This window comes from Pseudomonas sp. S30, assembly GCF_016518545.1.
GTDB lineage: Bacteria > Pseudomonadota > Gammaproteobacteria > Pseudomonadales > Pseudomonadaceae > Aquipseudomonas.
This window is the reverse complement of the sequence record NZ_JACVTO010000002.1, coordinates 274724-301119: the sequence shown is the minus strand read 5'-3', so window position 1 is coordinate 301119 and position 26396 is coordinate 274724. Positions and strand designations below refer to the sequence as shown.

25 protein-coding genes are annotated in these 26396 nt (G+C 64.8%); 8 read left to right on the top strand and 17 right to left on the bottom strand.

The features are described from left to right. Positions 1–23: 23 nt before the first annotated feature. Both serA and IAE34_RS04255 read left to right on the top strand, forming a co-directional pair. Entirely contained in the window at positions 24–1253 is a 1230-nt protein-coding gene (serA, locus tag IAE34_RS04260) for a phosphoglycerate dehydrogenase (protein ID WP_200137608.1), read from the top strand. Between the two features lie 166 nt (positions 1254–1419). Next, positions 1420–1953: a substrate-binding periplasmic protein gene (locus IAE34_RS04255; protein WP_200137607.1), complete on the top strand. Its 534-nt coding sequence runs from the start codon at positions 1420–1422 to the stop codon at positions 1951–1953. Here the strand turns inward: IAE34_RS04255 and IAE34_RS04250 are convergent. Both IAE34_RS04250 and IAE34_RS04245 read right to left on the bottom strand, forming a co-directional pair. Further along, entirely contained in the window at positions 1910–2401 is a 492-nt protein-coding gene (locus IAE34_RS04250; RefSeq protein ID WP_200137606.1) for a DUF523 domain-containing protein, read from the bottom strand. The genes IAE34_RS04255 and IAE34_RS04250 overlap by 44 nt on opposite strands. Continuing rightward, entirely contained in the window at positions 2388–3023 is a 636-nt protein-coding gene (locus IAE34_RS04245) for a 2OG-Fe(II) oxygenase (protein WP_200137605.1), read from the bottom strand. The genes IAE34_RS04250 and IAE34_RS04245 overlap by 14 nt, the downstream gene beginning before the upstream one ends. 109 nt (positions 3024–3132) lie before the next feature. Here IAE34_RS04245 and IAE34_RS04240 point away from each other — a divergent pair, with 109 nt between their 5' ends. Further along, positions 3133–3885, top strand: coding sequence for a DUF2059 domain-containing protein (locus tag IAE34_RS04240; protein WP_200137604.1), 753 nt, complete (start codon positions 3133–3135; stop codon positions 3883–3885). Here the strand turns inward: IAE34_RS04240 and IAE34_RS04235 are convergent. Beyond that, positions 3878–4807 carry an alpha/beta hydrolase gene (locus tag IAE34_RS04235; protein WP_200137603.1) on the bottom strand — a complete coding sequence of 310 codons (930 nt, stop codon included), beginning with the start codon at positions 4805–4807 and terminating at the stop codon, positions 3878–3880. The two genes, IAE34_RS04240 and IAE34_RS04235, sit on opposite strands and share 8 nt — an antisense overlap. Before the next feature lie 114 nt (positions 4808–4921). Here IAE34_RS04235 and IAE34_RS04230 point away from each other — a divergent pair, with 114 nt between their 5' ends. Then, entirely contained in the window at positions 4922–5497 is a 576-nt protein-coding gene (locus IAE34_RS04230) for a DUF6436 domain-containing protein (protein ID WP_200137602.1), read from the top strand. Here the strand turns inward: IAE34_RS04230 and IAE34_RS04225 are convergent. After that, positions 5492–6049: a sugar O-acetyltransferase gene (locus tag IAE34_RS04225; protein ID WP_200137601.1), complete on the bottom strand. Its 558-nt coding sequence runs from the start codon at positions 6047–6049 to the stop codon at positions 5492–5494. The genes IAE34_RS04230 and IAE34_RS04225 overlap by 6 nt on opposite strands. Before the next feature lie 161 nt (positions 6050–6210). On the opposite strand from IAE34_RS04225, the gene IAE34_RS04220 reads away from it, so the two are divergent. Continuing rightward, a complete protein-coding gene (locus tag IAE34_RS04220) occupies positions 6211–7029 on the top strand; it encodes an alpha/beta fold hydrolase (RefSeq protein WP_200137600.1) in 819 nt (272 codons plus the stop codon). Between the two features lie 315 nt (positions 7030–7344). Here IAE34_RS04220 and IAE34_RS04215 read toward each other — a convergent pair whose 3' ends face one another. The 6 genes from IAE34_RS04215 to amaB form a co-directional block, all read right to left on the bottom strand. Continuing rightward, on the bottom strand, positions 7345–8130 hold the full coding sequence (locus IAE34_RS04215; protein ID WP_200137599.1) for a MetQ/NlpA family ABC transporter substrate-binding protein: 786 nt from the start codon (positions 8128–8130) through the stop codon (positions 7345–7347). Between the two features lie 185 nt (positions 8131–8315). Continuing rightward, positions 8316–9263: a sigma 54-interacting transcriptional regulator gene (locus IAE34_RS04210; RefSeq protein WP_200137598.1), complete on the bottom strand. Its 948-nt coding sequence runs from the start codon at positions 9261–9263 to the stop codon at positions 8316–8318. A gap of 60 nt (positions 9264–9323) precedes the next feature. Next, positions 9324–9905 carry an alpha/beta hydrolase gene (locus IAE34_RS04205; protein WP_200137597.1) on the bottom strand — a complete coding sequence of 194 codons (582 nt, stop codon included), beginning with the start codon at positions 9903–9905 and terminating at the stop codon, positions 9324–9326. 157 nt (positions 9906–10062) lie between these two features. Then, positions 10063–10881, bottom strand: a complete 819-nt coding sequence (locus IAE34_RS04200; protein ID WP_200137596.1) for an alpha/beta fold hydrolase — start codon at positions 10879–10881, stop codon at positions 10063–10065. Positions 10882–10974: 93 nt separating this feature from the next. Further along, positions 10975–12261: an L-pipecolate oxidase gene (gene amaA / locus IAE34_RS04195; RefSeq protein WP_200137595.1), complete on the bottom strand. Its 1287-nt coding sequence runs from the start codon at positions 12259–12261 to the stop codon at positions 10975–10977. 70 nt (positions 12262–12331) lie between these two features. Beyond that, positions 12332–13822 (bottom strand): L-piperidine-6-carboxylate dehydrogenase, encoded by a 1491-nt coding sequence (gene amaB / locus IAE34_RS04190; protein WP_200137594.1) that lies wholly within the window; start codon positions 13820–13822, stop codon positions 12332–12334. 136 nt (positions 13823–13958) lie between these two features. Here amaB and IAE34_RS04185 point away from each other — a divergent pair, with 136 nt between their 5' ends. Beyond that, positions 13959–14843 carry a LysR family transcriptional regulator gene (locus tag IAE34_RS04185; protein ID WP_200137593.1) on the top strand — a complete coding sequence of 295 codons (885 nt, stop codon included), beginning with the start codon at positions 13959–13961 and terminating at the stop codon, positions 14841–14843. A 35-nt stretch (positions 14844–14878) separates the two neighbouring features. On the opposite strand, the gene IAE34_RS04180 is transcribed toward IAE34_RS04185, so the two are convergent. The 5 genes from IAE34_RS04180 to trxA form a co-directional block, all read right to left on the bottom strand. Continuing rightward, positions 14879–15529, bottom strand: a complete 651-nt coding sequence (locus IAE34_RS04180; protein WP_200137592.1) for a gamma-glutamylcyclotransferase — start codon at positions 15527–15529, stop codon at positions 14879–14881. Between the two features lie 293 nt (positions 15530–15822). Next, positions 15823–16791 carry a CDP-6-deoxy-delta-3,4-glucoseen reductase gene (locus tag IAE34_RS04175; protein ID WP_200137591.1) on the bottom strand — a complete coding sequence of 323 codons (969 nt, stop codon included), beginning with the start codon at positions 16789–16791 and terminating at the stop codon, positions 15823–15825. After that, positions 16791–18257: a 4-hydroxy-3-polyprenylbenzoate decarboxylase gene (gene ubiD / locus IAE34_RS04170; protein ID WP_200137590.1), complete on the bottom strand. Its 1467-nt coding sequence runs from the start codon at positions 18255–18257 to the stop codon at positions 16791–16793. The genes IAE34_RS04175 and ubiD overlap by 1 nt, the downstream gene beginning before the upstream one ends. A 168-nt stretch (positions 18258–18425) precedes the next feature. Further along, positions 18426–19685 (bottom strand): transcription termination factor Rho, encoded by a 1260-nt coding sequence (gene rho / locus IAE34_RS04165; protein ID WP_039581904.1) that lies wholly within the window; start codon positions 19683–19685, stop codon positions 18426–18428. 297 nt (positions 19686–19982) lie between these two features. After that, positions 19983–20312 (bottom strand): thioredoxin TrxA, encoded by a 330-nt coding sequence (trxA, locus tag IAE34_RS04160; RefSeq protein ID WP_200137589.1) that lies wholly within the window; start codon positions 20310–20312, stop codon positions 19983–19985. A 277-nt stretch (positions 20313–20589) separates the two neighbouring features. On the opposite strand from trxA, the gene ppx reads away from it, so the two are divergent. Continuing rightward, positions 20590–22092 carry an exopolyphosphatase gene (gene ppx / locus IAE34_RS04155; RefSeq protein WP_200137588.1) on the top strand — a complete coding sequence of 501 codons (1503 nt, stop codon included), beginning with the start codon at positions 20590–20592 and terminating at the stop codon, positions 22090–22092. A 106-nt stretch (positions 22093–22198) separates the two neighbouring features. On the opposite strand, the gene ppk1 is transcribed toward ppx, so the two are convergent. Both ppk1 and hemB read right to left on the bottom strand, forming a co-directional pair. Beyond that, positions 22199–24442: a polyphosphate kinase 1 gene (gene ppk1 / locus IAE34_RS04150; protein WP_200137587.1), complete on the bottom strand. Its 2244-nt coding sequence runs from the start codon at positions 24440–24442 to the stop codon at positions 22199–22201. Between the two features lie 19 nt (positions 24443–24461). Beyond that, positions 24462–25472, bottom strand: coding sequence for a porphobilinogen synthase (gene hemB, locus IAE34_RS04145; protein WP_200137586.1), 1011 nt, complete (start codon positions 25470–25472; stop codon positions 24462–24464). A 208-nt stretch (positions 25473–25680) separates the two neighbouring features. Between hemB and IAE34_RS04140 the strand changes: the two genes are divergently transcribed. Next, positions 25681–26313: a DedA family protein gene (locus IAE34_RS04140; RefSeq protein ID WP_200137585.1), complete on the top strand. Its 633-nt coding sequence runs from the start codon at positions 25681–25683 to the stop codon at positions 26311–26313. Positions 26314–26396: the final 83 nt, after the last annotated feature.

Here is a 26396-nt window from a genome sequence, read left to right as displayed (position 1 = left end):
CTCCGGGATACAGGTTTACGCAGATGAGCAAGACTTCTCTCGACAAGAGCAAGATCAGGTTCCTTCTTCTCGAAGGTGTCCACCAGAACGCCGTGGACACGTTGAAAGCTGCCGGGTACACCAATATCGAGTACCTCACCGGTTCGCTGCCCGATGCAGAACTGAAGGAAAAGATCGCCGATGCCCACTTCATCGGCATCCGCTCGCGCACTCAGCTGACCGAAGAGGTCTTCGACTGCGCGAAGAAGCTGGTCGCGGTCGGCTGCTTCTGCATCGGCACCAACCAGGTGGACCTGGGCGCGGCGCGCGAGCGCGGCATCGCGGTCTTCAACGCCCCCTACTCCAACACCCGTTCGGTGGCCGAGCTGGTGCTGGCCGAGGCCATCCTGCTGCTGCGCGGCATCCCCGAGAAGAACGCCTCGTGCCATCGCGGGGGCTGGATCAAGAGCGCGGCGAACTCCTTCGAGATCCGCGGCAAGAAACTGGGCATCGTCGGCTACGGCTCGATCGGTACCCAGTTGTCGGTCCTGGCCGAAAGCCTGGGCATGCAGGTGTACTTCTACGACCCGCTGACCAAGCTGCCGCTGGGCAATGCTACCCAGGTTCCCAGCCTGAACGAGCTGCTGGGCATGGCCGACATCATCTCGCTGCACGTCCCCGAGCTGCCGTCCACCCAGTGGATGATCGGCGAGAAGGAAATTCGCGCGATGAAGAAGGGCTCGATCCTGATCAACGCCGCGCGCGGCACGGTGGTCGAACTCGATCACCTGGCCAACGCCATCAAGGACAAGCACCTGATCGGCGCTGCCATCGACGTGTTCCCGGTCGAGCCACGCTCCAACGACGAAGAGTTCGAAAGCCCCCTGCGCGGCCTGGACAATGTCATCCTCACCCCGCACATCGGCGGTTCCACCGCCGAAGCCCAGGCCAACATCGGCCTGGAAGTGGCCGAGAAACTGGTCAAGTACAGCGACAACGGCACCTCGGTGTCCTCGGTCAACTTCCCCGAAGTGGCGCTGCCGGCGCACGCGGGCAAGCACCGTCTGCTGCACATCCACGAGAACATCCCGGGTGTGCTCAGCGAGATCAACAAGGTGTTCGCTGAAAACGGCATCAACATCTCGGGACAATTCCTGCAGACCGACGAGAAGGTCGGCTATGTGGTGATCGACGTGGATGCGGAATACTCGGACCTGGCGCAAGAGAAGCTGCAACAGGTGAAAGGCACCATCCGTTCGCGCGTGCTGTTCTGACCGAACGCACGGGCTTGCAGGCGCGGCGGTTCGCTGCGCCTGCAAGAAATTTCCCTTCCTCGCGCAAACATCCGCCGAATCTCGGGGTCATAGGCAGCGCTCGACCCCGGTAGATCAACCACCGTGGCGGGCTGACTCACCGTGCCCGGAATCGGAAGGGATCTTCATGCGTCTGACCACTGGCCTGCTGCTGGCCATCCTCATCAGCCCCCTGGCCCAGGCCGAACTGATCGACGAGATCAACGACCGCGGTGAATTGCGCATCGCCGTACAGGCCGAGAACGCGCCGTATTCCTTCAAGGAAAACGACCACCTGAGTGGCTTCGACATCGAGTTCGGCCAGGACCTGGCCCGCGAGCTGGACCTGCGCGCGCAGTTCGTCGAGGCGCCTGCCGCTGACATCCTGCCTGGAGTGCAGAGCGGCATGTACGACATCACCCTGACGCCAGCCGACGCCACGCCCCAAGCCGAAAGCGGTTTGCAGGCCAGCGACCCGATTGGCAAGCACGCCCTGGTGATTGCATTCCAGAAGGACAACCCGGCCTTCGAAAGCGCGCTGAACAACGCCCTGCAGCGGCTCAAGGACAGCGGGCGCACCGCACAGCTGGAAACCACCTGGCTCGATCGCAGCCAGGAGGCTGAAGCGCCGTCGCCGGTCACTCCAGCGCCAAGCGAGCCTGCTCCAGTTCCAGCTCACTGAAGACCTGCACGCCTTCGCGCCGCAACAGCGCCGCGACCACCCCTTCGCCGGGCACCTTGGTGCCGCTGAAGGTGCCGTCGTAGGTCAGCCGGTTGCCGCACGAGGGGCTGCCGGACTTGAGCACCGCCACCTCGATCCCATGCCGACGCACCAGCGCCAGGGCTTGCTCGGCGCCATCGAGAAAGGCCGCGCTGACATCCTCGCCGATCAGCGTGATCACCTGGGTGTGATCGTCGAGCACCTGGATGCCCTGGCCTCCCAGTATCTCGGCGGGCGGGCGCGGTGTCGGCAGCCCTCCGGCCACCTCCGGGCACAGGGGTACCACGCGGCCCTCCGCCTGCCAGCGCACGAGCAGGTCCGGATGACCGCTGGCACGTCCGTCGTAGCGGACCGGCTGGCCCAGCAGGCAGGCGCTGACCAGCACCTTGCCCCGCTCAGAACGGGTCATTGCCACGACGCCGGAACCAGCCGGTCAGGGACAGACGCTCGCGCGTGGCCGGTAGCACTTCATGGGGTACCTCACCAGAGAGAAACACCACCAGGCTGCCGGCCTCGGGCTGTACGTCATGCTCCAGGCCGTCGGCGAGGAACATGCGCAACTGCCCGCCTTCGCTCGGCAGCCAGTCGTGGTTAAGGTAGAGCACCACCGACACCATGCGCCGATCGTCGTCGCGGAAGCGATCCAGGTGCCGCAGGTAGAACGCGCCGGGCGGATACAGGGCGAAGTGGCACTCGAAGTCTTCCAACCCCAGGAACAGGCCGCGGTTGATGGCCTGGCGCAGGGTGTCCATCAGCGCCAGATAACGGTCGCAGGCCGGCGCCTGGCCCGGATCGATCCACTGGATGCGATCGCCACGGATCGCCTCGCGGATTTCCTGGGAAGGCCCCCTGCCCACGCCGGCAGGGTTCAGCTCGCCTTCGGCATGGCGCTTTCGACACTCGGCCGCGAGCGCACGCGCCAACGCGTCCGGCAGGAACAATGGCTGTTGCGACCAGCCACGGGTGGCCAGGTCGTCGACCACGGCCGACAGCAGGGGGCTTTCGAAGGTATCAGGCATGGCGGGCATCATATCCATTCGCCAGGGGCGCGCACAGCGCCACTTGGCCGAGAACCGCGCGGATGTCTCGACAAGCCCCGCTGCCCCACGGACAATGGCGCTCTGCCGACAGGAGTCCTGAATGCGCCGTCTGTTTACCCTGCTTCTGCTGATGTTCTGCACCATGCCTGTCTGGGCAGACAGCCTCGAACAGCTGTACAAGGCCGCCGGCTGGCCCGACCAGCGTGCTCATTTCAATGACGCCCTGGGTGCAGCCCAGCAGCGCTACCGCAGCAGCCTGCCACCGGCGCTGTTCCAGGCCTTGGTCAACAACAGCAATCAGCGCTTCCAGGCCCAGGCCATGGATAACCGTGCACAGGCCGGGCTTCGCGCCCAGTTGAAGAATCCGATGCCGGCACTGGCATTCTTTCAGTCACCCGTAGGCCGCAAGGTGGTGGCGGCCGAACTGCTCGCCACGCGCAAGGACCAGTTGGCCAAGAATGCCCAGGGGCTGCCGCGCATCACCGCCAACGACAACCGCCTGCTGGCGATCGGTCACCTTGCCCAGGCGCTGCCTGCGCGCGAGGCCGGTGCCGAAGTGAGCCTGGCCATCGCCGGGGTCGCGGCCGACAGCCTCAGCTCGATGATTCCCGGCCTGCTGGGCAACGGACAGGCCCAGGGCATGCTGGACGGGCAGCGCCAACGGCTGATGAACGAGATCGGCGAAGACCTGAACAACACCTTGCTGTACGTTTATCGCGACCTGTCGGATGCCGAACTGGAGGCGTTCGTCGAGTTCGCCGAGTCCCCGGACGGCAAGGCCTACTACCAGGCCGCCCTGGCGGCGGTACGTGCAGGGCTGGCGGTAGGCCAGAGCAGCGCCGAGCTCAACTGACCAGGCGCTGGTCGAGAAAGGCGAAGTAGCGCTGGCGAATGTCTGGCAACTCATTGGCCAGATGATGCCGGGCCTCGGGCAGCAGCAGCAGGTCTGGCTCGGCGAACTTGTCCTTGAGCACCTTGAGGTTGTAGGGCCAGTCCACCGTGCCATCGGCCTCGCCTTGCACGATCAGCAGCCGGCGCGTACTGCGTGGCGCCGCCTCGATGCGTCGCACCCAGGCCATCAAGGCCCCGACCCAGGCCGTGGGCAGGCGCCGGGGTTGCAAGGGATCGGCCTGCAGGAATGCGAGGAACTGCGGATCGTTGGTGTTGGTGGTGAAGCGCCGCTCGATGCCATCGACGAAATGGCGCAGCACCCGATAGCTCAACTTCGACCAGCCCCAGGCACGCGGGCGCACCAGCGGCGCCAGCAGGATGACCTGACCATCGGCCGGGCTGCGCTCGCCGCGATGCAGCAGGTGGTCGACCACGATGGCGCCACCGGTACTCTGCCCGCACAGGTGCCAGGGCCGCGGCAGGTCGAGCAGGCGCGCCTGTTCGAACAAGGCTTCCAGCACCTGCTGGTAGATGGAGAAATCCGCGATGCTGGCCCGCTCGCCGCTGGACAGGCCATGCCCGGGCAGGTCGCAGGCGATCACCGCGAAACCCTGGCCCAGTGCCCACTCGATCACATGGCGGTACAGGCCCATGTGATCGTAATAACCGTGGAGCAGGAACAGCGTGGCAACCGGTGCCTGGGGCAGCCAGACCTGCCCCGCCAGGTCGAAGCCCGCCACGCTGAAGCCTCCGAGCCAGGCCTGCGCAGGCAGGTCCAGGCCGTAGAACCTTTGGTAGTCCTGGGCCGACGTCGACAAGGGCTGACGCTCGGCCAGCGGCGCGAGGCCGAGCCGCAGCAGGTCAGGGTGAAAGGGTGAAGGCATGGTGAGTCCGGCAACACGCAAGGATTGATCTACGATATTCAGCTCTGCGGCCCGGCATGGCAAGCTGTCGACTCGCTCGGGGCGTTTCTCCAAGGCCAGGTTCGGAAAGTACGGATGCCACATCTCAGACACTTCGCGAAGACGTTCTGCAAGCTGCTCGGCGTCCTGCTCTGCGCAATCGCGCTGTGGTGGGCTTACGCCCGTTTCCAGTCCAGCTACTTGCGGCCTTTCGATGACAGCATCGCGCTGTTCGACGGCGGGCAATTGCGCCTGCCGGACGATCTGGCCGGTCCTGGCCCCGTGCGCGTGGTGCACTTCTGGGACCCGGCATGCCCCTGCAACGTCGGCATCCAGGACCACCTGGGCGAGGTGATCGAGCGATTCTCCGCCGAGGGTGTCACCTTCCACGTGCTGCGCAAGCCCGGCAGCGCTGGCCAGCTTCCCACGGACTGGCAGCGCCTGCTGCCGATCACCGAGCTGCACGGCAGCGACCGGATACCCGCCTCGCCGGCCGTGGCGATCTGGGACCGACAGGGCCATCTGGCATATTTCGGCCCCTACGGTTCGGGCGCCGTCTGCAACTCGGGCAACAGCTTCATCGAGCCGGTGTTGCGGGCCGTGCTCCAGGGCCGTCGGGTCGAGGCGTCCAACGCGCTCGCCAGCGGCTGCTATTGCCCGTGGGGCTCATGATCGCTGGCGCACCCGCGCCGGATTGCCCAGCACCACCTCCCCGGCCGCGACGTCGCGCGTGACCACGCTGCCGGCGCCGACCACCACATCGTCGCCCAGGGTCACGCCAGGCAGGATGATCGCCCCGCCGCCAATCCAGACATTGTTGCCGATGACCACTGGTCGACCACTCTCCAGCCCGGTGCGGCGCACGGCAGGATCGAGCGGATGGTCGGCGGCGTAGATCTGCACCGAGGGCGCGATCTGGCAGTCTTGGCCGATGATCACCGGCAGCACGTCGAGAATCACCACGCTGAAGTTGATGAAGCTGTTCTTGCCGATGCTGATGTTGTAGCCGTAGTCGCAGTAGAACGGAGGACGAATCACCACGCCTTCGCCGACCTCGCCCAGGTGTTCGCGCAACAGCGCGTGACGTTCATCCTTGGGCAGCAGCGCACTGTCGTTGTAGCGCTGCATCCAGCGCTTGTTGGCCATCTGCTCGGCCTGCAGCTCGGGGCAGCCGGCATGGTAGAGCTGTCCGGCAAGCATCTTCTGTTTTTCGCTCAGAGGCATGGTCACTCCCTGGTCTGTCCTCGACACGCATGCTCGACACCTATGGGTGTCGAGCATCGGACCGCATTTGCCCGAGGAAAAATCCCAATCACAGTCAATCGCCCCCACGCGCCGCACTGGCTGCTAGCCTGTCTGACTCACGTCCCCCAGAGAGCCTTCCCATGCACAAGCATTACATCGAGATCGACGGCGCACGCCTGAGCTACGTCGACCAGGGCAGCGGCTTCACAGTACTGCTGGGCCACAGCTACCTGTGGTCGGCGGCCATGTGGCAACCGCAGATCGACGCCTTGTCCCGACACTTTCGGGTAATCGTGCCCGAGCTCTGGGGTCACGGAGACAGCGCCGCGCCGCCGCCCGGCACTGTCGACATGGACGCCCTGGCGCGCCAGCACCTGGCCTTGCTCGACGCACTGGGCATCGATCGGTGTCACCTGGTGGGGCTTTCGGTGGGCGGCATGTGGGGCGCGCAGCTGGCGCTGGAGCAACCGCACAGGATCGATCGACTGGTGCTCATAGACACCTACCTGGGCGCCGAGCCCGAGGCCAACCGCCTGAAATATTTCGCTCTACTGGATGCCGCCAGCGCCGCAGGCGCGTTCCAGGCCCCCTTGCTGGACGCCGTGGTGCCGATGTTCTTCCATGCAGGGGGCGACACGGTGCCCCAGGAGCGCGAGCAGTTCCGCGCAAGGCTGGAAGCCACCGATGCCGACACGATCCGCCAGAGCCTCGACCCATTGGGGCGGCTGATCTTCTCCAGAGCCGATCGGCTGACGCGCCTGAGCGCGTTGCCCGCCGCTCGAACCCTCGTGGTGTGTGGCGACCAGGACATTCCACGCCCCCCGAGCGAAAGCCTGCACATGGCCCAGCTCATTGGTTGCCCGGCTGTGCAGATTCCCTTCGCCGGGCATATCTCCAGCCTGGAGAACCCGCAGGTGGTCAACAACCTGTTGCTCGACTGGCTGCCGCGCAATGGCTGATGCGCAGGGGACACCGCCTGCACTGGCCTAACCGCTCTGAGGAAATTTCATCTAGGTGGGCAGGATCTTTCGTTGTCCAGGCTGCTCAAACAGCCTCTCGAACGAAAGATCCCTTACGACACATGGACACGACTCGCGTAAACGCCCCGAACTCGCCCGCCCTCAGCGAACAACTTCAGTGGCTGCTGGCCTTGCACAAGGCGTTGGCCAGCCAGGATTGAGTCGGGTCGGCGGGGTGCGCCACTGCGGCGGGGCGCGGTCCTGCCGTCGTGGCGGGACCGCTGCGCAGCCCCTGGCACGTCGTGATGCGATCGATCAGAACGCCGGCAGCACTGCGCCTTGGTATTTCTTCTCGATGAAGGCTTTGACTTCAGGGCTGGTCAGGGCCTTGGCCAGTTTCTGGATGGCATCGCTGTCCTTGTTGTCCGGGCGGGCGACCAGGAAGTTCACGTAGGGCGAGTCGCTGCCCTCGATCACCAAGGCATCCTTGGCCGGATTCAAGCCCGCTTCGAGCGCATAGTTGGTGTTGATCATGTCCAGGTCGACCTGGTCCAGCACGCGCGGCAGCATCGCCGACTCGAGTTCGCGGAACTTGAGTTTTTTCGGGTTCTGGGCAATGTCCTTCGGCGTCGCCAGGGCATTGCTCGGATCTTTCAGGGTGATCAGCCCAGCTTTCTGCAGCAGCAGCAGGGCACGGCCGCTATTGCTGCCCTCGTTGGGGATGGCGACCGTCGAGCCTTCCTTGAGCTCGGACAGGCTCTTGACCTTCTTCGAATAGCCGCCAAACGGTTCTACGTGGACGCCGACCACGGTCTCGAGGTGCGTGCCCTTGCCTTCGTTGAAGTTCTTCAGGTAAGGCAAGGTCTGGAAATAGTTGGCGTCCAGGCGCTTCTGATCCACCTGTACGTTGGGCTGCACGTAGTCGGTGAACACCTTGATTTCCAGGTCCACCCCTTCCTTGGCCAGGGTGGGCTTGATCAGCTCGAGAATCTCGGCATGGGGCACGGGCGTGGCGGCCACCACCAGCTTCTCGGCGGCCTGCACCAGACCGGAAAGGGAGAGCGCTGCGGCGAGCGCGGTGGTCAGCAGGGTCTTTTTCATGGTGATCCTTGTTGTCGAGCGCATGCCAACAGGCGTGGCGAGTTCAGGTGCCGCACAGCATCGCTGCGGCGTGCAGCGGACGATACCGGGATTTTTTATGCCCTAACAATATCTTTTGATTCGGTGCTTATGCCGAAAATAAAAAGCCACCATGGCATTTGCTTATGACGGCTGCGGCGTACCTGTCATCCCGCACCTGGCGTCAACTCAGCCAGGTGCCTGTGCAACAGTTGACGCAGCGCCGCCAGGACCTGCGGCTGGCGGCTGCGACCCAACTGGACGAGCTGAGCCTCCAGGGCAACCAGCGGCGAGCGATCGGGCAGGTCAAGATGCTGCGGCAGGATTTCATCACCCTCGGCCATGAGCAGCGCAAAATGAATCACGTTTTCCAGCTCCCGGGTATTGCCGGGCCAGCTGTGGGCTTCCAGCGCCTGCTGGGCAACCTCGCTGATCAACGGCACCGCCCGCTCCAGGCGGGCGCTGTAGAGGCCGACGAAGTACTCGGCCAACGGCAGGATATCGCCGACCCGATCGCGCAGCGCCGGCAGCGCCAACTCGCCTTCGCGCAGATACAGGTACAGCCGCTCGTTGAAGCGCCCGGCGCGCACCGCCCTGGCCAGGTCGATGCTCGAAGCGGCCACCAGGCGTACGTCCACCGGGTGGGGACGCTGCGCGCCGACCCGGGTCACCTCGCGGTTCTCCAATGCCGCCAACAACCTGCCCTGGATCGGTAGCGGCAGATCGCCGACCTCATCCAGATACAGCGTCCCGCCGTTGGCCGAGCCGAACCAGCCGGCCCGGCTGCTGGCGGTACCGCCCTGGGTGCCGGCGCTGTAGCCGAACAGTTCGGCGTCGGCGTACGTCGGACTGATGCCGGCACAGTTCACCGAAACGAATAATCCCGCTCGGTCACTGGCGCGATGAATCTGCCGGGCCAGCAACTCCTTGCCGGTGCCGGACTCTCCCCGGATCAGCACCGGCAGCGGCTGCGTCGCCAGTTGCTCCAGTGCCTGGCGCAGCTGTTGCGAACGCGGGTCGACGAACACCAGCGCCTTGGCGCGAATGCTCAGCGGGCTCTTGTCCAGTTCGGGAAAGGTCAGCAGCGGCTGGCCAGGATAGGTATCGCGATGCATGAAAAGCTCCCATCCCCGGACAGATGACCGGGGCTTGCGGTGTGACGGGCGAAGGCGTACTCAGGCGCGACGCAGGATGTGTTGGTCTACCCGACTTTGCAGACGGTAGAGATAGGCGAAGCCCTCTTCCCAACGCTCATGACCCGACTTCACGTTGATATGCCCGGCATCGCCGAGCAGCCCGACCTCGGCTCCCCAGGCCCTGCCCAGGGCCAGCGCGCGCGGCACGCTCACGGCCGGGTCGTTGTCCGAACTCACCACCTGGGTGGGGAACGGCAGCGGCTGGCTGGCGATCGGGGCGAAGTTGCGTAGTGCCTCGGCGCAGCCCGGCCGCTCGACATCCGCTGGAGCCACCAACAGCGCCCCACGCACTCGCCGCAGCGAGGTCGCACGGGCCTGGGCAGCCCAGTGCGCCACGGTGATGCAGCCCAGGCTGTGGGCGATCAGTATCACCGGCGAGCGCTCGGCGGCGATGGCCTGTTCCAGCGCCTGTACCCAGTCGCTTCGCTGCGGCGTGAACCAGTCGCGCTGCTCGACACGGGCGCTGTTGGGCAGGCTGCGCTGCCAGTGACTTTGCCAATGATTGTCTGGCGAGCCTTGCCAGCCCGGCACGATCAGGTAACGAATGGACGGGTTGGACATGGTTGCGCCTCCTTGGACGGGGTCTGAGCTGGCCCCAGTATCGAAGAAGTGTTTGCAACCTCAAAGGAATAAGAAGCTATTTGTTAATAACCTAAATCAATTTCATACCGTCTGACGGGCACGTCGTCCCCGTGGCCCGCCTTCCGGTAGGGCCGACTTACCTGGACAGGAACGCCAGCAGGTCATCGCTCAGCTGTCGCGCATGGGTCACGACAAAGCCGTGGGGCGCGCCGGGATAGACCTTCAGTTGTGCACCGTCGATCATTTCGGCGGCTTTCTTGCCCGTGCTCTGGAACGGCACCACCTGGTCATCGTCGCCATGGATGATCAAGGTAGGCACGTCGATGCGTGCCATGTCCGCACGGAAATCGGTTTCGGAGAAGGCCGTCACGCAGTCCAGCGTGGCTTTCAGCGAAGCCAGCAGGGCGATGTTCAAGGTCTGGGCCTGAACCCCTTCGGAGACCTTCTGGCCATGATTGATGCCGTAGAACTGCTGGGCGAAGTCGATGAGAAACTGCGGCCGGTCGGCGCGCAGGCCTTCGCGAATGCCATCGAACACCGATTTGTCGACGCCATCGGGATTGTCGGCGGTCTTGATGAACAGCGGGGTGACCGAGCCCAGCAGCGCCAGGCCGGCCACGCGCGCGCTGCCGTGCCGAGCGATGTAGCGGGTGACGTCGCCGCCGCCCATGGAAAAGCCGACCAGGGTCACGTCGTGCAGGTCGAGGTGCTCGATCAGCTGCGCCAGGTCATCGGCGAGGGTGTCGTAGTCGTAGCCTTCCCACGGTTGACTGGAACGCCCGAAGCCACGCCGGTCGAAGGCGATCGCCCGATAGCCGCGGCTGGCCAGGAACTCCATCTGACCGTCCCACATGTCGGCGTCCAGTGGCCAACCGTGGCTGAACAGCACGGGCTTGCCCGTGCCCCAGTCCTTGTAGTAGATCGCGGTGCCGTCGCGAGTGACCAGCGTGCTCATAACAGACTCTCCTGAACGTCGGGGGTGTCTGTTTCTTGAGTTCGACCGCTGGCAAACATTCCATCGCGCTGCCGTTCGGTGCGCCACAAGGGCCTACAGAACCACTCGCAGGCATTGCCCGGCGTGGTACAGGGAAAAGCCCGACTCGTAGAACAGGGTGCGCAACGCAGGGGCGCGAACGGGTCTCATCGAGGAAAACGCAATGGGCAGACCCTCGGCGTCGCCACCGAGCAGAAATTCGGCCAGGGCGCGACCGATGACGGTCCCCGTGGTATTGCCGCGTCCATTGTAGCCGGTCACCGCCACCAGCCCTGGCGCCGGTTCGAACAGCCGCATCAGGTGATCAGGCGTGAAGTCGATGCACCCGGTCCAGTGAGTTTCCCACTGCACCTCGCCCAGCGCCGGAAAGTAGTGGCGCTGGATACGGTCGGCCCAGCGACGGACGAACCAGGCCGGCTTGTTGTCGACCCGGCCAAGGCTGCCGAGCAGCAGGCGGCCCTGGTCGTCGCGGCGAATGCTGCTGAGCACTGTGCGGGTATCCCACGAACCCTGGCCGTGGGGCAGGATGCTGTCGGCGACCGCGCCGTGCAGCGGTCGGGAAGCGATCTGATAGTAGTAGCCGCGAAAGAACTGCTTGCGCAGGGTGGTCCAGTCGCCTTCGGTGTAGGCGCCGGTGGAAATCACCACCTGCCCCGCCCGTACGCTGCCGCCCGGGGTGCTCACCCGCCAGCCATTGCCCTCACGGGCCAGCGCCTGGACCGGCGAGCGCTGGAACAGCTGCCCGCCCAAGCGCACGACGGCTGCGGCCAGCCCCTGGGTATAGGCCATGGGGTTGAGCGTACCCGCGCGGCGGTCGAGCAGCGCAGCGGCGATTCGCTCGGTGCCGCAGTGCGCCTGGCAGGCAGCGCCGGTCAGCAGCTCGACATCGGCGCCGCGGCGCTGCCACTGGGCCTGTCGCGCCTGCAGGTCGGCGATACCGGCGGCATTGTGTGCCATGTGCAGCGTGCCGTGATGCCGGGCCTGGCAGTCGATGCCCAGGCGCTGGATCAGCGCGAAGACCTCGGCAGGCGCCTGGCCGAGCACCTGGTTCAGGCGCCCGCCCTGCTCGGCACCGAGGGCGGCCTCGACGTCGTCCGGGCGGATCCAGGTACCGGCATTGACCAGCCCGACGTTACGCCCGGAGCCACCATGCCCGACTTCACGGGCCTCCAGCACCACCACCGACCGCCCCTGTTCGAGCAGATGCACGGCCGTCACCAGGCCAGTGATGCCCCCACCGATCACGCACACATCCGCCTGACACGGCTCAGCCAGCGTGCGCACGCTGACACTTGGCGCAGTGATCGTTTCCCACAGACACGCATGACGCAGATCGGACATCGCCCGGCTCCTGCCTTGTTGTTTTTGTCGTCGCAGCCCTGATCGTCGACGCAGTGCGTCGCGGCGGGTGTCAGTCGAACACGATGCCCTGCGCCAACGGCAATTGCGTCGAGTAATTGACGGTGTTGGTCTGGCGCCGCATGTAGCCTTTCCAGGCATCGGAGCCGGACTCGCGACCGCCGCCGGTTTCCTTCTCGCCGCCGAAGGCACCACCGATTTCAGCCCCGCTGGTGCCGATGTTGACGTTGGCGATGCCGCAGTCGCTGCCCGCCGCGCCCTGGAAGCGCTCGGCCTCGCGCAGGTCGGTGGTGAAGATGCACGACGACAGGCCTTGCGGCACCTCGTTGTTCAATTCCAGGGCCTGGTCGAAATCGTCGTAAGCCAACACGTAGAGAATGGGCGCGAAGGTTTCGTGGCGTACCACGTCGCTCTGCCCGGGCATCTCGACGATCGCCGGTGCCACGTAATAGGCGTTCGGGTACTGCGCCGCCAGTTGGCGCTCGCCGCCGAATACCGTGCCACCCTCGTCGCGGGCCTTGGCCAGGGCGCCCTGCATGGCATCGAACGACTGCCGGTCGATCAGCGGGCCGACCAGATTGTCCTGGCGTGGATCGCCGATGCGCACCTTGGCGTAGGCGGCCTTCAGGCGGGTGACCACCTCGTCCTTGATCGAGCGGTGCACGATGAGTCGGCGCAGGGTGGTACAGCGCTGCCCCGCCGTACCCACGGCCGAGAACAGGATGCCGCGCACGGCCAGGTCGAGATCGGCGCTGGGCGCCAGGATCATGGCGTTGTTGCCACCCAGTTCGAGGATGCAGCGACCGAAACGCGCCGCCACTTTCGGTGCCACCTCACGGCCCATGCGCGTGCTGCCAGTGGCGCTGATCAGCGCGACGCGCGGATCCTCGACCAGCGCCTCACCGGCTTCACGGGCCCCGATCACCAGTTGGCTCAGCCCCTGGGGCGCGTCGCCGAAGGAAGCCAGCGCCTTGGTCAGCAGGGCCTGGCAAGCCAGCGCGGTGAGCGGCGTCTTTTCCGACGGTTTCCACACCACCGCATTGCCGGCCACCAGCGCCAGTGTGGTGTTCCACGCCCAGACCGCGACCGGGAAGTTGAAGGCACTGATCACCCCCACCACCCCCAGCGGATGCCAGGACTCGCGCATGTGGTGCCCAGGCCGCTCGGAGGCGATGGTCAGCCCGTACAGTTGCCGTGACAGGCCGACGGCGAAGTCGCAGATGTCGATCATTTCCTGGACCTCGCCCAGCCCCTCCTGGGTGATCTTGCCCGCCTCGATGCTGACCAGCTCCCCCAGCTCGGCCTTGTGCGCCCGCAACACCTCGCCGAACAGGCGCACCAGCTCTCCGCGACGCGGCGCCGGGACGTTGCGCCAGCTCTGGAAGGCGTGCTGGGCCTGATCGATGCAGGCCGTGGTGCGGGCGTGGTCGAGCAGCTTCACCGACGCGATCCGGCTGCCATCGATCGGCGTGTGCACAGGGTGCTCACCCTGGGTGTAGTCGGCAGCGGCGACGCCAAGACGCTCGAGCAATCCAGCAACCATGATGCTTCTCCAAATGACGGGAACGGTTGAAAAGTGACAGGCAATCAGTATTAATCCGATTGGTTCACCGCCACAAATGACCTTTATTCCTCTAATCATTCCCTTGAAGAATGGTTGACTGCCTTCAGAGACGCCCATGTCCAAGCGCCTGGTCCCCTCGATGACCGCCCTGCAATGTTTCGAAGCGGCCGCTCGACACCTGAACTTCACCCGCGCCGCCGAAGAACTGCACCTGACCCAGAGCGCAGTGAGCAAACAGGTGGCGCAGCTGGAGGAGATGCTGCGCCACCATCTGTTCCTGCGCATCCGCAGACGCCTGCAGCTCACGCCGGCGGGCGCCCTGTACCTGGCGGAGGTGAACAAGATCCTCACCCAGCTGGACATGTCCAGCCGCTACGTCCTCACCTATGGCGAGCAGACCGAGGTGCTCAAGGTCGCCACCCAGCCGAGCTTCGGCGTGCGCTGGCTGATTCCACGCCTCAAGGGCTTCGGCAAGCGCCACCCCAACATCCACCTGGATATCCGCAACGAGATGGAACCGTTCGCCCTGTTGCAGGGTTCGGCCGACGTGGTGTTCTTCTATGGCCAGGGGACCTGGCCGGGCGCTGCGTGCGTGGAGCTGTTCGGCGAAGAGGTGGTGCCGGTGTGCGCCCCAGAGCTGCTCGACGCTGGCGCCCTGGACGGACCGGCTGCGGTCGCGGGCAAGGTGCTGCTGCAAAGCACGTCCCGACCGGAGGCCTGGCACGCCTGGTTCCAGGACCAGGGCCTGCACACCGACAACAGCTACCAAGGCCCGCGCTTCGACACCTTCTACATGGCCCTGAGCGCGGCCCAGTCAGGCTGCGGCGTGGCGCTGGTGCCGCGCTACCTGGCCAGCCGTGAACTCGACGAGGGGAGCCTGGTGATCGCCTGGGACCATGCCCTGCGCAGCCCCGGCAGGCACTACCTGGCGTATGCCGAGCACGCCGCAGAAGTACCCAAGGTGCGGGCACTGGTGGACTGGATCGGCTCGGCCCAGTGATAGTCAGGTCCAGTGAGCTTCAGAGGCCGTAAGCGTCAGTTGCGGGTGGCATCGTGGCAACGCTGGAAGCGCGCTTCGAGGCTGCGATCGGGCATCTGGTGGCTGCGCAATGCCTTGAGGGTCTGCTCCACATAATCGCGCGTAGTACCCGAGCGACCCTTCGCACTGGCGAGAATCTGCCTGAGCAGGCTGTCGGGCAGGTTTCCCGCGTAGCACGGCAGGCTGCGCTCGAGCACGAAGCCCAGCGCCTGCACCTTGCTGCCGTCTTCCAGACGGCACGTCAGCCAGTGCGGGCGGTAGGCCGGAAACGGCATTTCCCGCTGCCACAGGGCATTGAGCGAATCGTCCAGGCAGCTTTCGTCCAGACGATAGGCGAATCCGCTGCACGAACCGCCGCGGTCCAGCCCGAACACCAACCCAGGGCACTCGGGCGTGCCGCGGTGTTCGTGGGACCACAGGTACAGGCCGCGATGATAGCCGTGCACACGGGCACGCCGGCGCTCGACCGAGTCGCACTCTGGCCGCCAGATCAGCGAGCCATAGGCGAACAGCCACACCGGACCGCCTTCGTGAAGGGACATGGTCGCGCGCATGGAGTGCTGCAATTGTTCGGGAGTCAGTTGCTGGCCGAAATCCAGCGAAGGGGGATAAGCCACCTGCCAAGAAGAACTTTCAAGTGCCGACATAGGCTGCCGCCGTTGTTTCCTGTGTAACGAGGGACCACGCACGTGCACCGATGCGCTGCCGCCCTGCGGGCTCTGGAGCGGGTACGGTGAGAGCGATGCACGTAACTTAAGGCATCTTGCGGGAATAGCTCAAGCCCTGAGGTGGAACTTTCAGGCTTGTAACCGACGACCGGAAGTGTGGTTATGAATAAATCGGAAGTTGCTCGTTCAGACCGTAATAAGGCGGTCTTTATAATCGAGCCGGATAACTTCGGTCATAAGTGGCCGGCGTGCTTGCGCGGCACGCCGCAGGGTCATCCGCGAGGTGCGTAGGCGAATACGTCGGCGCGCATGCGGTGCGCGTCCATGCCCGCTTCCACCAGGGCGTCCAGGGTGGCGTAGACCATGTTGGGCGAGCCGCTGGCGTAGACGTGCACGCTGTTGAGGTCGGCGATATCCTCGCGCACCGCTTCGTGCAGCAGGCCGCAGCGGCCTTCCCAGCCACACAGGTCGCTGACCACCTTGTGCAGGAACAGGTTGGGCAGGCGCTGCCACTGCGCCCAGTGCTCGATCAGGTAGAACTCTTCCGGCCGACGCACACCCCAGTAGAGGTGCACCGGGTGTTCGAAGCCCTGGGCACGACAGTGCTCGATGAGACTGTGCATCTGGCCCATGCCCGTGCCAGCGGCGATCAATACCAGGGGGCCGTCCGGCAGCTCGGCCAGATGGGCATCGCCGAACGGCAGCTCGACCCGCGCCATGCCGGTGCGCTGGAATTGCTCGATCAGCTGCACGGCACTGCGCTCGCGCGCCAGCACGTGCAACTCCAGGTCACGCCCGGCATGGGGCGCCGAGGCCAGGGAGAACGCGGCCTTGTCGGCGCCCTCGCGTTCGACCATCAGGTACTGGCCGGCGTGGTAGCGCGGCACCTTGCCGGCCGGAGCACGCAGGCGCACGCGCCAGACGTCGCCACCGATTTCCACGCACTCGCTGACCGTACAGGCCAGGGCGCGCACAGGCAGCTCACCGAGCGCCAGCACGCCGTCCCAGAGCAGCACGCAGTCTTCCAGCGGCTCGGCGATACAGGTGAACAACTCGCCGTGATCGCGCACTTCGCCGTCCTGGCGTACCCGACCCTCCACCAGTAATGCTGCGCACACATGGCAGTTGCCGTTGCGGCAGCTGCTCGGGCATTCGTAGCCCAGGCGCCGGGCCGCTTCCAGAATTCTCTCGCCCGGCTCGACGGACAGCACCGCGCCACAAGGCTGCAAGGTCACCTGCATCACTCGATTCCCAACTGATCCCACAGCTCATCGATGCGGCGGGTAACGGCCTCGTCCTTGACGATGACCCGGCCCCATTCGCGTGTCGTCTCGCCCGGCCACTTGTGGGTGGCATCCAGGCCCATCTTCGACCCCAGGCCCGATACCGGCGACGCGAAGTCCAGGTAGTCGATCGGCGTGTTGTCGATCATCACCGTATCACGCTTGGGATCCATGCGCGTGGTGATGGCCCAGATGACGTCGTTCCAGTCACGGGCATTGACGTCGTCGTCGGTGACGATCACGAACTTGGTGTACATGAACTGTCGCAGGAACGACCACACCCCCAGCATCACGCGCTTGGCATGGCCTGGGTACTGCTTCTTCATGGTCACCACCGCCATGCGGTAGGAGCAGCCTTCGGGCGGCAGGTAGAAGTCGACGATCTCGGGAAACTGCTTCTGCAGGATCGGTACGAACACTTCGTTGAGCGCCACGCCGAGGATTGCCGGCTCGTCCGGCGGACGGCCAGTGTAGGTGCTGTGATAGATCGGGTTGCGGCGGTGGGTGATGCGCTCGATGGTGAACACCGGGAAGCTGTCCACCTCGTTGTAGTAGCCGGTGTGGTCGCCGTAGGGGCCTTCGGGCGCCGTCTCGCCGGGGTGGATCACCCCCTCGAGGATGATTTCGGCGGTCGCCGGCACCTGCAGATCACTGCCGCGGCATTTCACCAGCTCGGTACGGTTGCCGCGCAGCAAGCCGGCGAAGGCATACTCGGAAAGGGTGTCGGGCACCGGGGTCACGGCGCCGAGAATGGTCGCCGGGTCTGCGCCGAGGGCAACGGCCACCGGGAACGGCTGGCCCGGATGCTTCTCGCACCATTCACGATAGTCCAGGGCACCACCGCGGTGGCTCAGCCAGCGCATGATGACCTTGTTGCGGCCGATCACCTGCTGGCGATAGATCCCCAGGTTCTGCCGCTCCTTGTTCGGCCCGCGGGTGACGGTCAGGCCCCAGGTGATCAGCGGGGCGACATCGCCCGGCCAGCAGTGCTGGATCGGCAACCGGGCGAGGTCCACGTCCTCGCCCTCGACCACCACCTCCTGACACACCGCGTCCTTGATGACCTTCGGCGCCATGGACACCACTTTCTTGAAGATCGGCAGCTTCGACCAGGCGTCCTTGAGACCTTTGGGCGGCTCGGGTTCCTTGAGGAAGGCCAGCAGCTTGCCGATCTCGCGCAGCTCGCTCACCGACTCGGCGCCCATGCCCATGGCCACGCGCTCGGGCGTCCCGAACAGGTTGCCCAGTACCGGGATGTCGAAGCCAGTGGGTTTCTCGAACAGCAACGCCGGGCCCTTGGCCCGCAAGGTGCGGTCGCAGACTTCGGTCATTTCCAGAATGGGCGAGATCGGGACCTGGATGCGCTTGAGTTCGCCGCGCTGCTCCAGGCCACGGATAAAGTCGCGCAGATCGCGGTACTGCATGCGTGAGCCTCGTGGTGGCCGTATCGGTCGGGGGCTGAGTGTAACGTGTTTGGCACAATGCAGTGGGGCCGCCAGGTGCCCCATCGCCGCTTGACCCGGCTGCAACCTGTGCAGGTCGGGTCTGGCGGCGATGGGACCCGAAGCGGCCCCACTGGCAGTGTCCGAAGCTTACTTGCGCTTCATCGACAGGAAGAACTCGTCGTTGGTCTTGGTCTGCTTGAGCTTGTCGATGAGGAACTCGATGGCCGCGACCTCGTCCATCGGGTGCAGCAGCTTGCGCAGGATCCACATGCGCTGCAGTTCGTCGTCGGCGGTCAACAGCTCTTCGCGGCGAGTGCCGGACTTGTTGATGTTGATGGCCGGGAACACGCGCTTCTCGGCGATGCGACGGTCCAGCGGCAGCTCCATGTTGCCGGTACCCTTGAATTCCTCGTAGATCACCTCGTCCATCTTCGAGCCGGTCTCGACCAGTGCAGTGGCGATGATGGTCAGCGAACCGCCTTCCTCGATGTTACGGGCGGCGCCGAAGAAGCGCTTGGGCTTTTCCAGGGCATGGGCGTCGACACCACCGGTGAGGACCTTGCCGGAGCTCGGGATCACGGTGTTGTAGGCACGGGCCAGACGGGTGATGGAGTCCAGCAGGATGACCACGTCCTTCTTGTGCTCGACCAGGCGCTTGGCCTTCTCGATCACCATCTCGGCCACCTGCACGTGACGGGTCGGCGGTTCGTCGAAGGTGGAAGCAACCACTTCGCCGCGCACGGTGCGCTGCATTTCGGTCACTTCTTCCGGGCGCTCGTCGATCAGCAGGACGATCAGGTGGCACTCGGGGTTGTTACGGGTGATGTTGGCCGCGATGTTCTGCAGCATGATGGTCTTGCCCGCTTTCGGCGGGGCGACGATCAGGCCACGCTGACCCTTGCCGATCGGTGCGCACAGGTCGATGACGCGACCGGTGAGGTCTTCGGTGGAGCCATTGCCGGCTTCCATCTTCAGGCGATGGTTGGGGAACAGCGGCGTCAGGTTCTCGAACAGGATCTTGTTCTTGGCGTTTTCCGGACGGTCGAAGTTGATCGTATCGACCTTCAGCAGCGCGAAGTAGCGCTCCCCTTCCTTCGGCGGGCGGATCTTGCCGACGATGGTGTCGCCGGTACGCAGGTTGAAGCGGCGGATCTGGCTAGGCGAGACGTAGATATCGTCAGGGCCGGCCAGATACGAAGCATCTGCCGAACGCAGGAAACCGAATCCATCCTGGAGAATCTCCAGCACGCCGTCACCCGAGATCTCTTCGCCGCTTTTCGCATGTTTTTTCAACAGGGCGAAAATCACGTCCTGCTTGCGCGAACGGGCCATGTTTTCGATGCCCATCTGTTCGGCCATTTCCAGCAGATCGGTAATCGGCTTTTGCTTGAGTTCTGTCAGGTTCATAAGGGGAGTGACGTAATCATGTAAGAAGGGGGGAATTAAGCTGTTGGCTTAATGAGGCCGCGCCGCAGGATTGGCGACAGGATCGCGTACTGATTCGAATTGGGAGTGCGTCGGCGACGGCATGCAGGGGGCACTGGAGAAGCAGTGCGAGGCCGAATGTAACACTTGCTTTTTTCCGCGTCTAGTGGTTTTGACCGGGGAAATCGGCACCCGTGGCAACGGGTCTGGACGGTGTCCTGGGACGTGGTGCGTGAACAGGGGACAGCGAAAGCCCCGCATCGGCGGGGCTCTCTTGCATCACAGGTGGGCGTCGAGGAACGCCGTGAGCTGCGATTTGGACAGCGCACCGACCTTGGTGGCCTCCACGTTGCCGTTCTTGAACAGCATCAGGGTCGGGATGCCGCGCACGCCGTGCTTGGCCGGGGTTTCCTGGTTTTCGTCGATGTTCAGCTTGGCGACCAGCAGCTTGCCCTCGTAGGTGGTGGCGACGTCGTCCAGAACCGGCGCGATCATCTTGCAGGGACCGCACCATTCGGCCCAGTAGTCGACCAGCACTGGAACACCGGCCTGGAGCACTTCGCTTTCGAAGGTGGCGTCGGTGACGTATTTGATCAGATCGCTGCTCATGGAGTTCTCCAGGTCGTAAGCATAAAAAAACGTCGCCCATCATAGCCGCACCCAGGCCCTACAGGAAGCCGACGGTCGATTGAGTGTGGCTATAGTGATGCAAGACGTCACGAATCGAAACTGTCATACACGCGTCATAGGCTTATCCGAGGCCTGCATTCATTCATCGCACAGGCCACCTGTACATTGCCTTGCGTCAAACCTTGCCATGCCGCGCGTTGGCGTCGGCCTGCGATCGTGGCAGGATTGCCAGGTTATCGACCGAGAACAACCAGATATGCCGCATACCACCGCGAAGAACCTGTCTCTGATCGCCGCCATCGACCTTGGCTCCAACAGCTTCCACATGGTCGTGGCCAAGGCCCACCATACCGAGATCCGCATTCTCGAGCGGCTGGGGGAGAAGGTTCAGCTGGCCGCCGGCATCAGCGAAGACCGCTTGCTGAGCGAGGAAGCCATGCAGCGCGGCCTCGAATGCCTGAAGCGGTTTTCCCAACTGATCAACGGCATGCCGGCCGGCGCCGTGCGCATCGTCGGCACCAATGCCCTGCGCGAGGCGCGCAACCGCAACGCCTTCATCCAGCGTGCAGAAGCGATCCTCGGCCACCCGGTGGAGGTGATTTCCGGCCGTGAAGAGGCCCGCCTGATCTACCTGGGTGTCTCCCACACCCTGGCCGACAACCCCGGCAAACGCCTGGTCGCCGACATCGGCGGCGGCAGTACCGAATTCATCATCGGCCAGCGCTTCGAGCCGCTGCTGCGCGAAAGCCTGCAGATGGGCTGCGTGAGCTTCACCCAGCGCTACTTCCGCGACGGCAAGATCACTCCGGCGCGCTACGCCCAGGCCTACACCGCCGCGCGCCTGGAACTGATGAGCATCGAGAACGCCCTGCATCGCCTGACCTGGGACGAAGCCATCGGCTCTTCCGGGACCATCCGCGCCATCGGCGCCGCGATCAAGGCGCATGGCCAGGGCAGTGGCGAGGTCAACGCCGAAGGGCTGGCCTCGCTCAAGCGCAAGCTGTTCAAGCTCGGCGAGGTCGACAGGATCGACTTCGAGGGCGTCAAGCCCGACCGCCGGGCGATCTTCCCTGCCGGCCTGGCCATTCTGGAGGCGATCTTCGACGCCCTGGAACTGCAGCGCATGGACCACTGCGACGGGGCCCTGCGCGAGGGCGTGCTGTTCGACCTGCTGGGCCGGCACCATCACGAGGATGTGCGCGAGCGCACGCTGAACTCGCTGATGGAGCGCTACCATGTCGACCAGAGCCAGGCGGCGCGGGTCGAGCGCAAGGCCGCGCATGCCTTCGACCAGGTGGCCAAAGCCTGGGACCTGGAGAACGGCAACTGGCGCGACCTGCTGGGCTGGGCGGCCAAGGTGCACGAGGTGGGGCTGGACATCGCCCACTACCACTATCACAAGCACGGCGCCTACCTCATCGAGCACTCCGACCTGGCGGGCTTTTCCCGCGAGGACCAGCAGATGCTCGCGCTGCTGGTGCGTGGCCACCGCCGCAACATTCCCAAGGACAAGTTCGCCGAGTTCGGCGACGAAGGCGTCAAGCTGATCCGCCTGTGCGTGCTGCTGCGCTTCGCCATCCTGTTCCACCACATTCGTGGCACCCAGCAGATGCCCAAGGTGGAACTCAAGGCCGGCGACGACAGCCTGGAAGTGGTGTTCCCGGAAGGTTGGCTGGAGCAGAACCAGCTGACCCAGGCCGATTTCGCCAACGAAGCCGAATGGCTGGCACGGGTCGGGTTCATCCTCAGCGTGCGCTGAGGGTCGGTGACCCGATCCACGTTCCCAGGCGCCGGTGCAGGGGCACCGGCCACGGCGTGACCGACCCCGGCTCAGCCGCGCTGCCGGTCACCGCGCCGGCCAGGCCTCAGCGCACGTTCAGCACCGGGTTGCTCAGGCGCTCCAGCAGCGTCGCCTGCGCGCTGCGCGGGTTCTGGTTGCCGGTCGGCGTGCTGCGCACGTAGCGGCCATCGGGCTGCAAGGTCCAGGCCTGGGTGTTGTCGGTCAGGTAGCTCTCCAGCTCCTTCTTGACCCGCAGCAGCAGCTTCTTGCCCTCCACCGGGAAACAGGTCTCCACCCGCTTGTCGAGGTTGCGTTCCATCCAGTCGGCGCTGGACAGGTAGATCTGCTCGTCGCCGCCATTGAGGAAATAGAACACCCGAGTGTGCTCCAGGAACCGGCCGATGATCGAGCGCACCGTGATGTTGTGCGATACGCCGGCGATACCCGGGCGCAGGCAGCACATGCCGCGCACCACCAGGTCGATGCGTACGCCCGACTGGCTGGCCTTGTACAGCGCCTTGATCACCTTGGCGTCGGTCAGCGAGTTGAACTTGGCGATGATGTGCGCCGGCTTGCCATCCAGGGCGAACTGCGTCTCGCGGGCGATCATGTCGAGCATGCCCTTCTTCAGGGTGAAGGGGGCGTGCAGCAGCTTCTTCATGCGCAGGGTCTTGCCCATGCCGATCAACTGGCTGAACAGCTTGCCGACGTCCTCGGTGAGGGCATCGTCGGAGGTCAGCAGGCTGTAGTCGGTGTACAGGCGTGCGTTGCCAGCGTGATAGTTGCCCGTGCCCAGGTGGGCGTAGCGGACGATTTCGCCCTGCTCGCGGCGCAGGATCAGCATCATCTTGGCGTGGGTCTTGAACCCGACCACGCCATAGATCACCACGGCGCCCGCCGCCTGCAAGCGGCTGGCCATCTGCAGGTTGGACTCTTCGTCGAAGCGCGCACGCAGTTCGATCACCGCGGTGACCTCCTTGCCGTTACGCGCCGCATCCACCAGCGCGTCGACGATCTCGGAATTGGCGCCGGAGCGGTACAGCGTCTGGCGCACGGCGAGCACGTGCGGGTCCTTGGCCGCCTGGCGCAGCAGGTCGACCACCGGGGTGAACGACTCGAACGGGTGCATCAGCAGCATGTCCTGCTTGCTGATCACGCTGAACAGGTTGTCGGCGTTCTGCAAGGTCTTGGGAATCGCCGGGGTGAACGGCGTGTACTGCAACTCCGGGTGGCTGTCCAGGCCGGTGATGCTGAACAGGCGGGTCAGGTTGACCGGACCGTTGACCTGGTAGAGCTCGCTCTCGCTCAGGCTGAACTGCTTGAGCAGGTAGTCCGAAAGATGCTTGGGACAGGTGTCGGCCACTTCCAGGCGTACCGCATCGCCATAGCGACGGGAGAACAGCTCGCCGCGCAGGGCGCGGGCCAGGTCGTCGACCTCTTCGGAGTCCAGGGCCAGGTCGGCGTTGCGGGTCAGGCGGAACTGGTAGCAACCCTTGACCTTCATGCCCTGGAACAGGTCGTCGGCATGGGCGTGGATCATCGACGACAGGAACACGTAGTTGGCACCCGGCCCGCCCACTTCTTCGGGCACGCGAATGACCCGCGGCAGCAGGCGCGGGGCCGGAATGATCGCCAGGCCCGAATCGCGCCCGAAGGCATCCACCCCCTCCAGCTCGACGATGAAGTTCAGGCTCTTGTTGACCAGCAGCGGGAATGGGTGAGTCGGGTCCAGGCCGATGGGCGTGATGATCGGCGCGATCTCGTCGCGGAAGTAGCGGCGCACCCAGGTCTTGAGCTTGGGCGTCCAGTAGCGGCGACGGATGAAACGGATCTGGTGCTTCTCCAGCTCGGGCAGCAGCACGTCGTTGAGAATCGCGTACTGGCGATCGACCTCGATGTGCACCAGTTCGCTGATCCGCGCCAGGGCCTGGTGCGGTTGCAGACCATCGGCACCGGCCTGCTCGCGGGCGAAGTTGATCTGCTTCTTCAGGCCGGCCACGCGGATCTCGAAGAACTCGTCGAGGTTGCTGGAGAAGATCAGCAGGAACTTCAGACGCTCGAGCAGCGGGTAGGACTCGTCCAGCGCCTGCTCCAGCACGCGGATGTTGAACTGCAGCTGCGAGAGCTCACGATGAATGTACAGGCTGCTGTCGTCCAGGCTCGGCACCGGAATGGCCGGGGCCGGCGCTGGCGTGGCCGCTTCGACGACCGTCTCGGGCTCGGCCGCAGGCTGGGACGCCACAGGCAGGTCCGGCGGGGTCTGCACCAGTTCCTCGGGCAGGGCCTTGGCGTGTTTGATCTCGACAGCAGTGAGCACTTCGTTATTCATCTGAGTTCCTGTGAGGGCGTTACTGCCCTCTCAACAATTGAGCGGCACGCACGGCGAAGTAGGTCAGGATGCCATCAGCGCCGGCTCGTTTGAAAGCGGTGAGGGACTCCAGAATGACCGCTTCGCTGAGCCATCCGTTCTGGATCGCGGCCATGTGCATGGCATATTCGCCACTGACCTGGTACACGAAGGTCGGTACGCGGAATTCGGTCTTCACCCGGTGGACGATGTCCAGGTACGGCATGCCCGGCTTGACCATGACCATGTCGGCGCCTTCGGCCAGGTCGGTGGCCACTTCATGCAGGGCCTCGTCGCTGTTGGCCGGGTCCATCTGGTAGGAGGCCTTGTTGGCCTTGCCCAGGTTCAGCGCCGAGCCCACCGCATCGCGGAAGGGGCCGTAGTAGGCGCTGGCGTACTTGGCCGAGTACGCCATGATGCGCACGTTCACATGCCCGGCCAGTTCCAGGGCTTCGCGGATGGCCTGCAAGCGACCGTCCATCATGTCCGACGGCGCCACCACCTGCGCGCCGGCCTCGGCGTGGGACAGGGCCTGACGCACCAGGGCGTCGACGGTGATGTCGTTCTGTACGTAGCCTTCTTCGTCGAGAATGCCGTCCTGACCATGGGTGGTGAACGGATCCAGCGCGACGTCGGTGATCACCCCCAGCTGCGGGAAGCGCTCACGCAGCGCGCGGGTGGCACGCTGGGCGATGCCCTGCGGGTTCCACGCCTCGGCACCATCGAGCGACTTGTTCTCCACCGGGGTGACCGGGAACAGCGCCAGGGCCGGGATGCCCAGCTCCACCCAGCCCTGGGCCGCTTCGAGCAACAGGTCGATGGACAGGCGCTCCACGCCCGGCATCGACGGCACCTGCTCTCGACGATTTTCACCGTCGAGCACGAACACCGGCAGGATCAGGTCATCGACGGTGAGGGTATTTTCGCGAACCAGACGACGAGAAAAGTCATCCCGGCGGTTGCGACGCAGGCGTGTGGCAGGAAACAGGCGATTGGCGGGGGTAAAGCTCACGGCAGACTCCTGAGCCCGCGCAGGCGGGCTAGCGCGACAGTTATAAGCGTCCATTATGACGCGTAGGTTACAGGGAAGGGCAACCCTGCGACCTGTCGCCGCAGGGTACTTGTATGTAGGAAATGTTCACTTTGAGACACATTTGGACACTTTCCCCCAGACGCGTGAAGGGGTAGGCTGCGCGTTCATTTCGCCAGCATCTTAGAAAATGCTCCAACAATTCCTGCATGATTTTGGCTACTTCGCCCTCTTTCTAGGCACCTTCTTCGAAGGCGAGACCATCCTCGTGCTTGCAGGATTTCTCGCCTTCCGCGGGTACATGGACATTTCCTGGGTGGTGGTGGTCGCATTTTTCGGCAGCTATGCCGGCGACCAGCTGTGGTACTTCATGGGCCGTCGCCATGGACGCAAGATCCTCGCGCGCAAGCCGCGCTGGCAGGCCATGGGCGACCGTGCCCTGGAGCATATCCGCCGGCACCCGGACATCTGGGTGCTGAGCTTTCGCTTCGTCTACGGCCTGCGTACCGTGATGCCGGTGGCCATCGGTCTGTCCGGCTACCCGCCCAGGCGCTACCTGCTGCTCAATGGCATCGGCGCCGCTGTCTGGGCGCTGGCCCTCGGCGCTGCGGCCTACCACTTCGGCGCCATCCTCGAAGGCATGCTGGGCAACATCAAGCGCTACGAGCTGTGGGTGCTGGGCACCTTGCTGGTGATCGGCGTGCTGCTGTGGGTGCGCCGCAGCGTGCGCAACCGCCGCGCCGAGCGCAAGGCCGCCTTGGCCAGCCAGAGCGCCGCGCCAGAGGCGGATGGCCCGAGCGACGAGTCCAGCGACCGGCGCTGAGTGTCGGCCGTCGCGGTACGCCTTTGCACTGAACACGGCGCCGTCGCGACGATCCAATACGTCATACGACAGGCATCGAACGT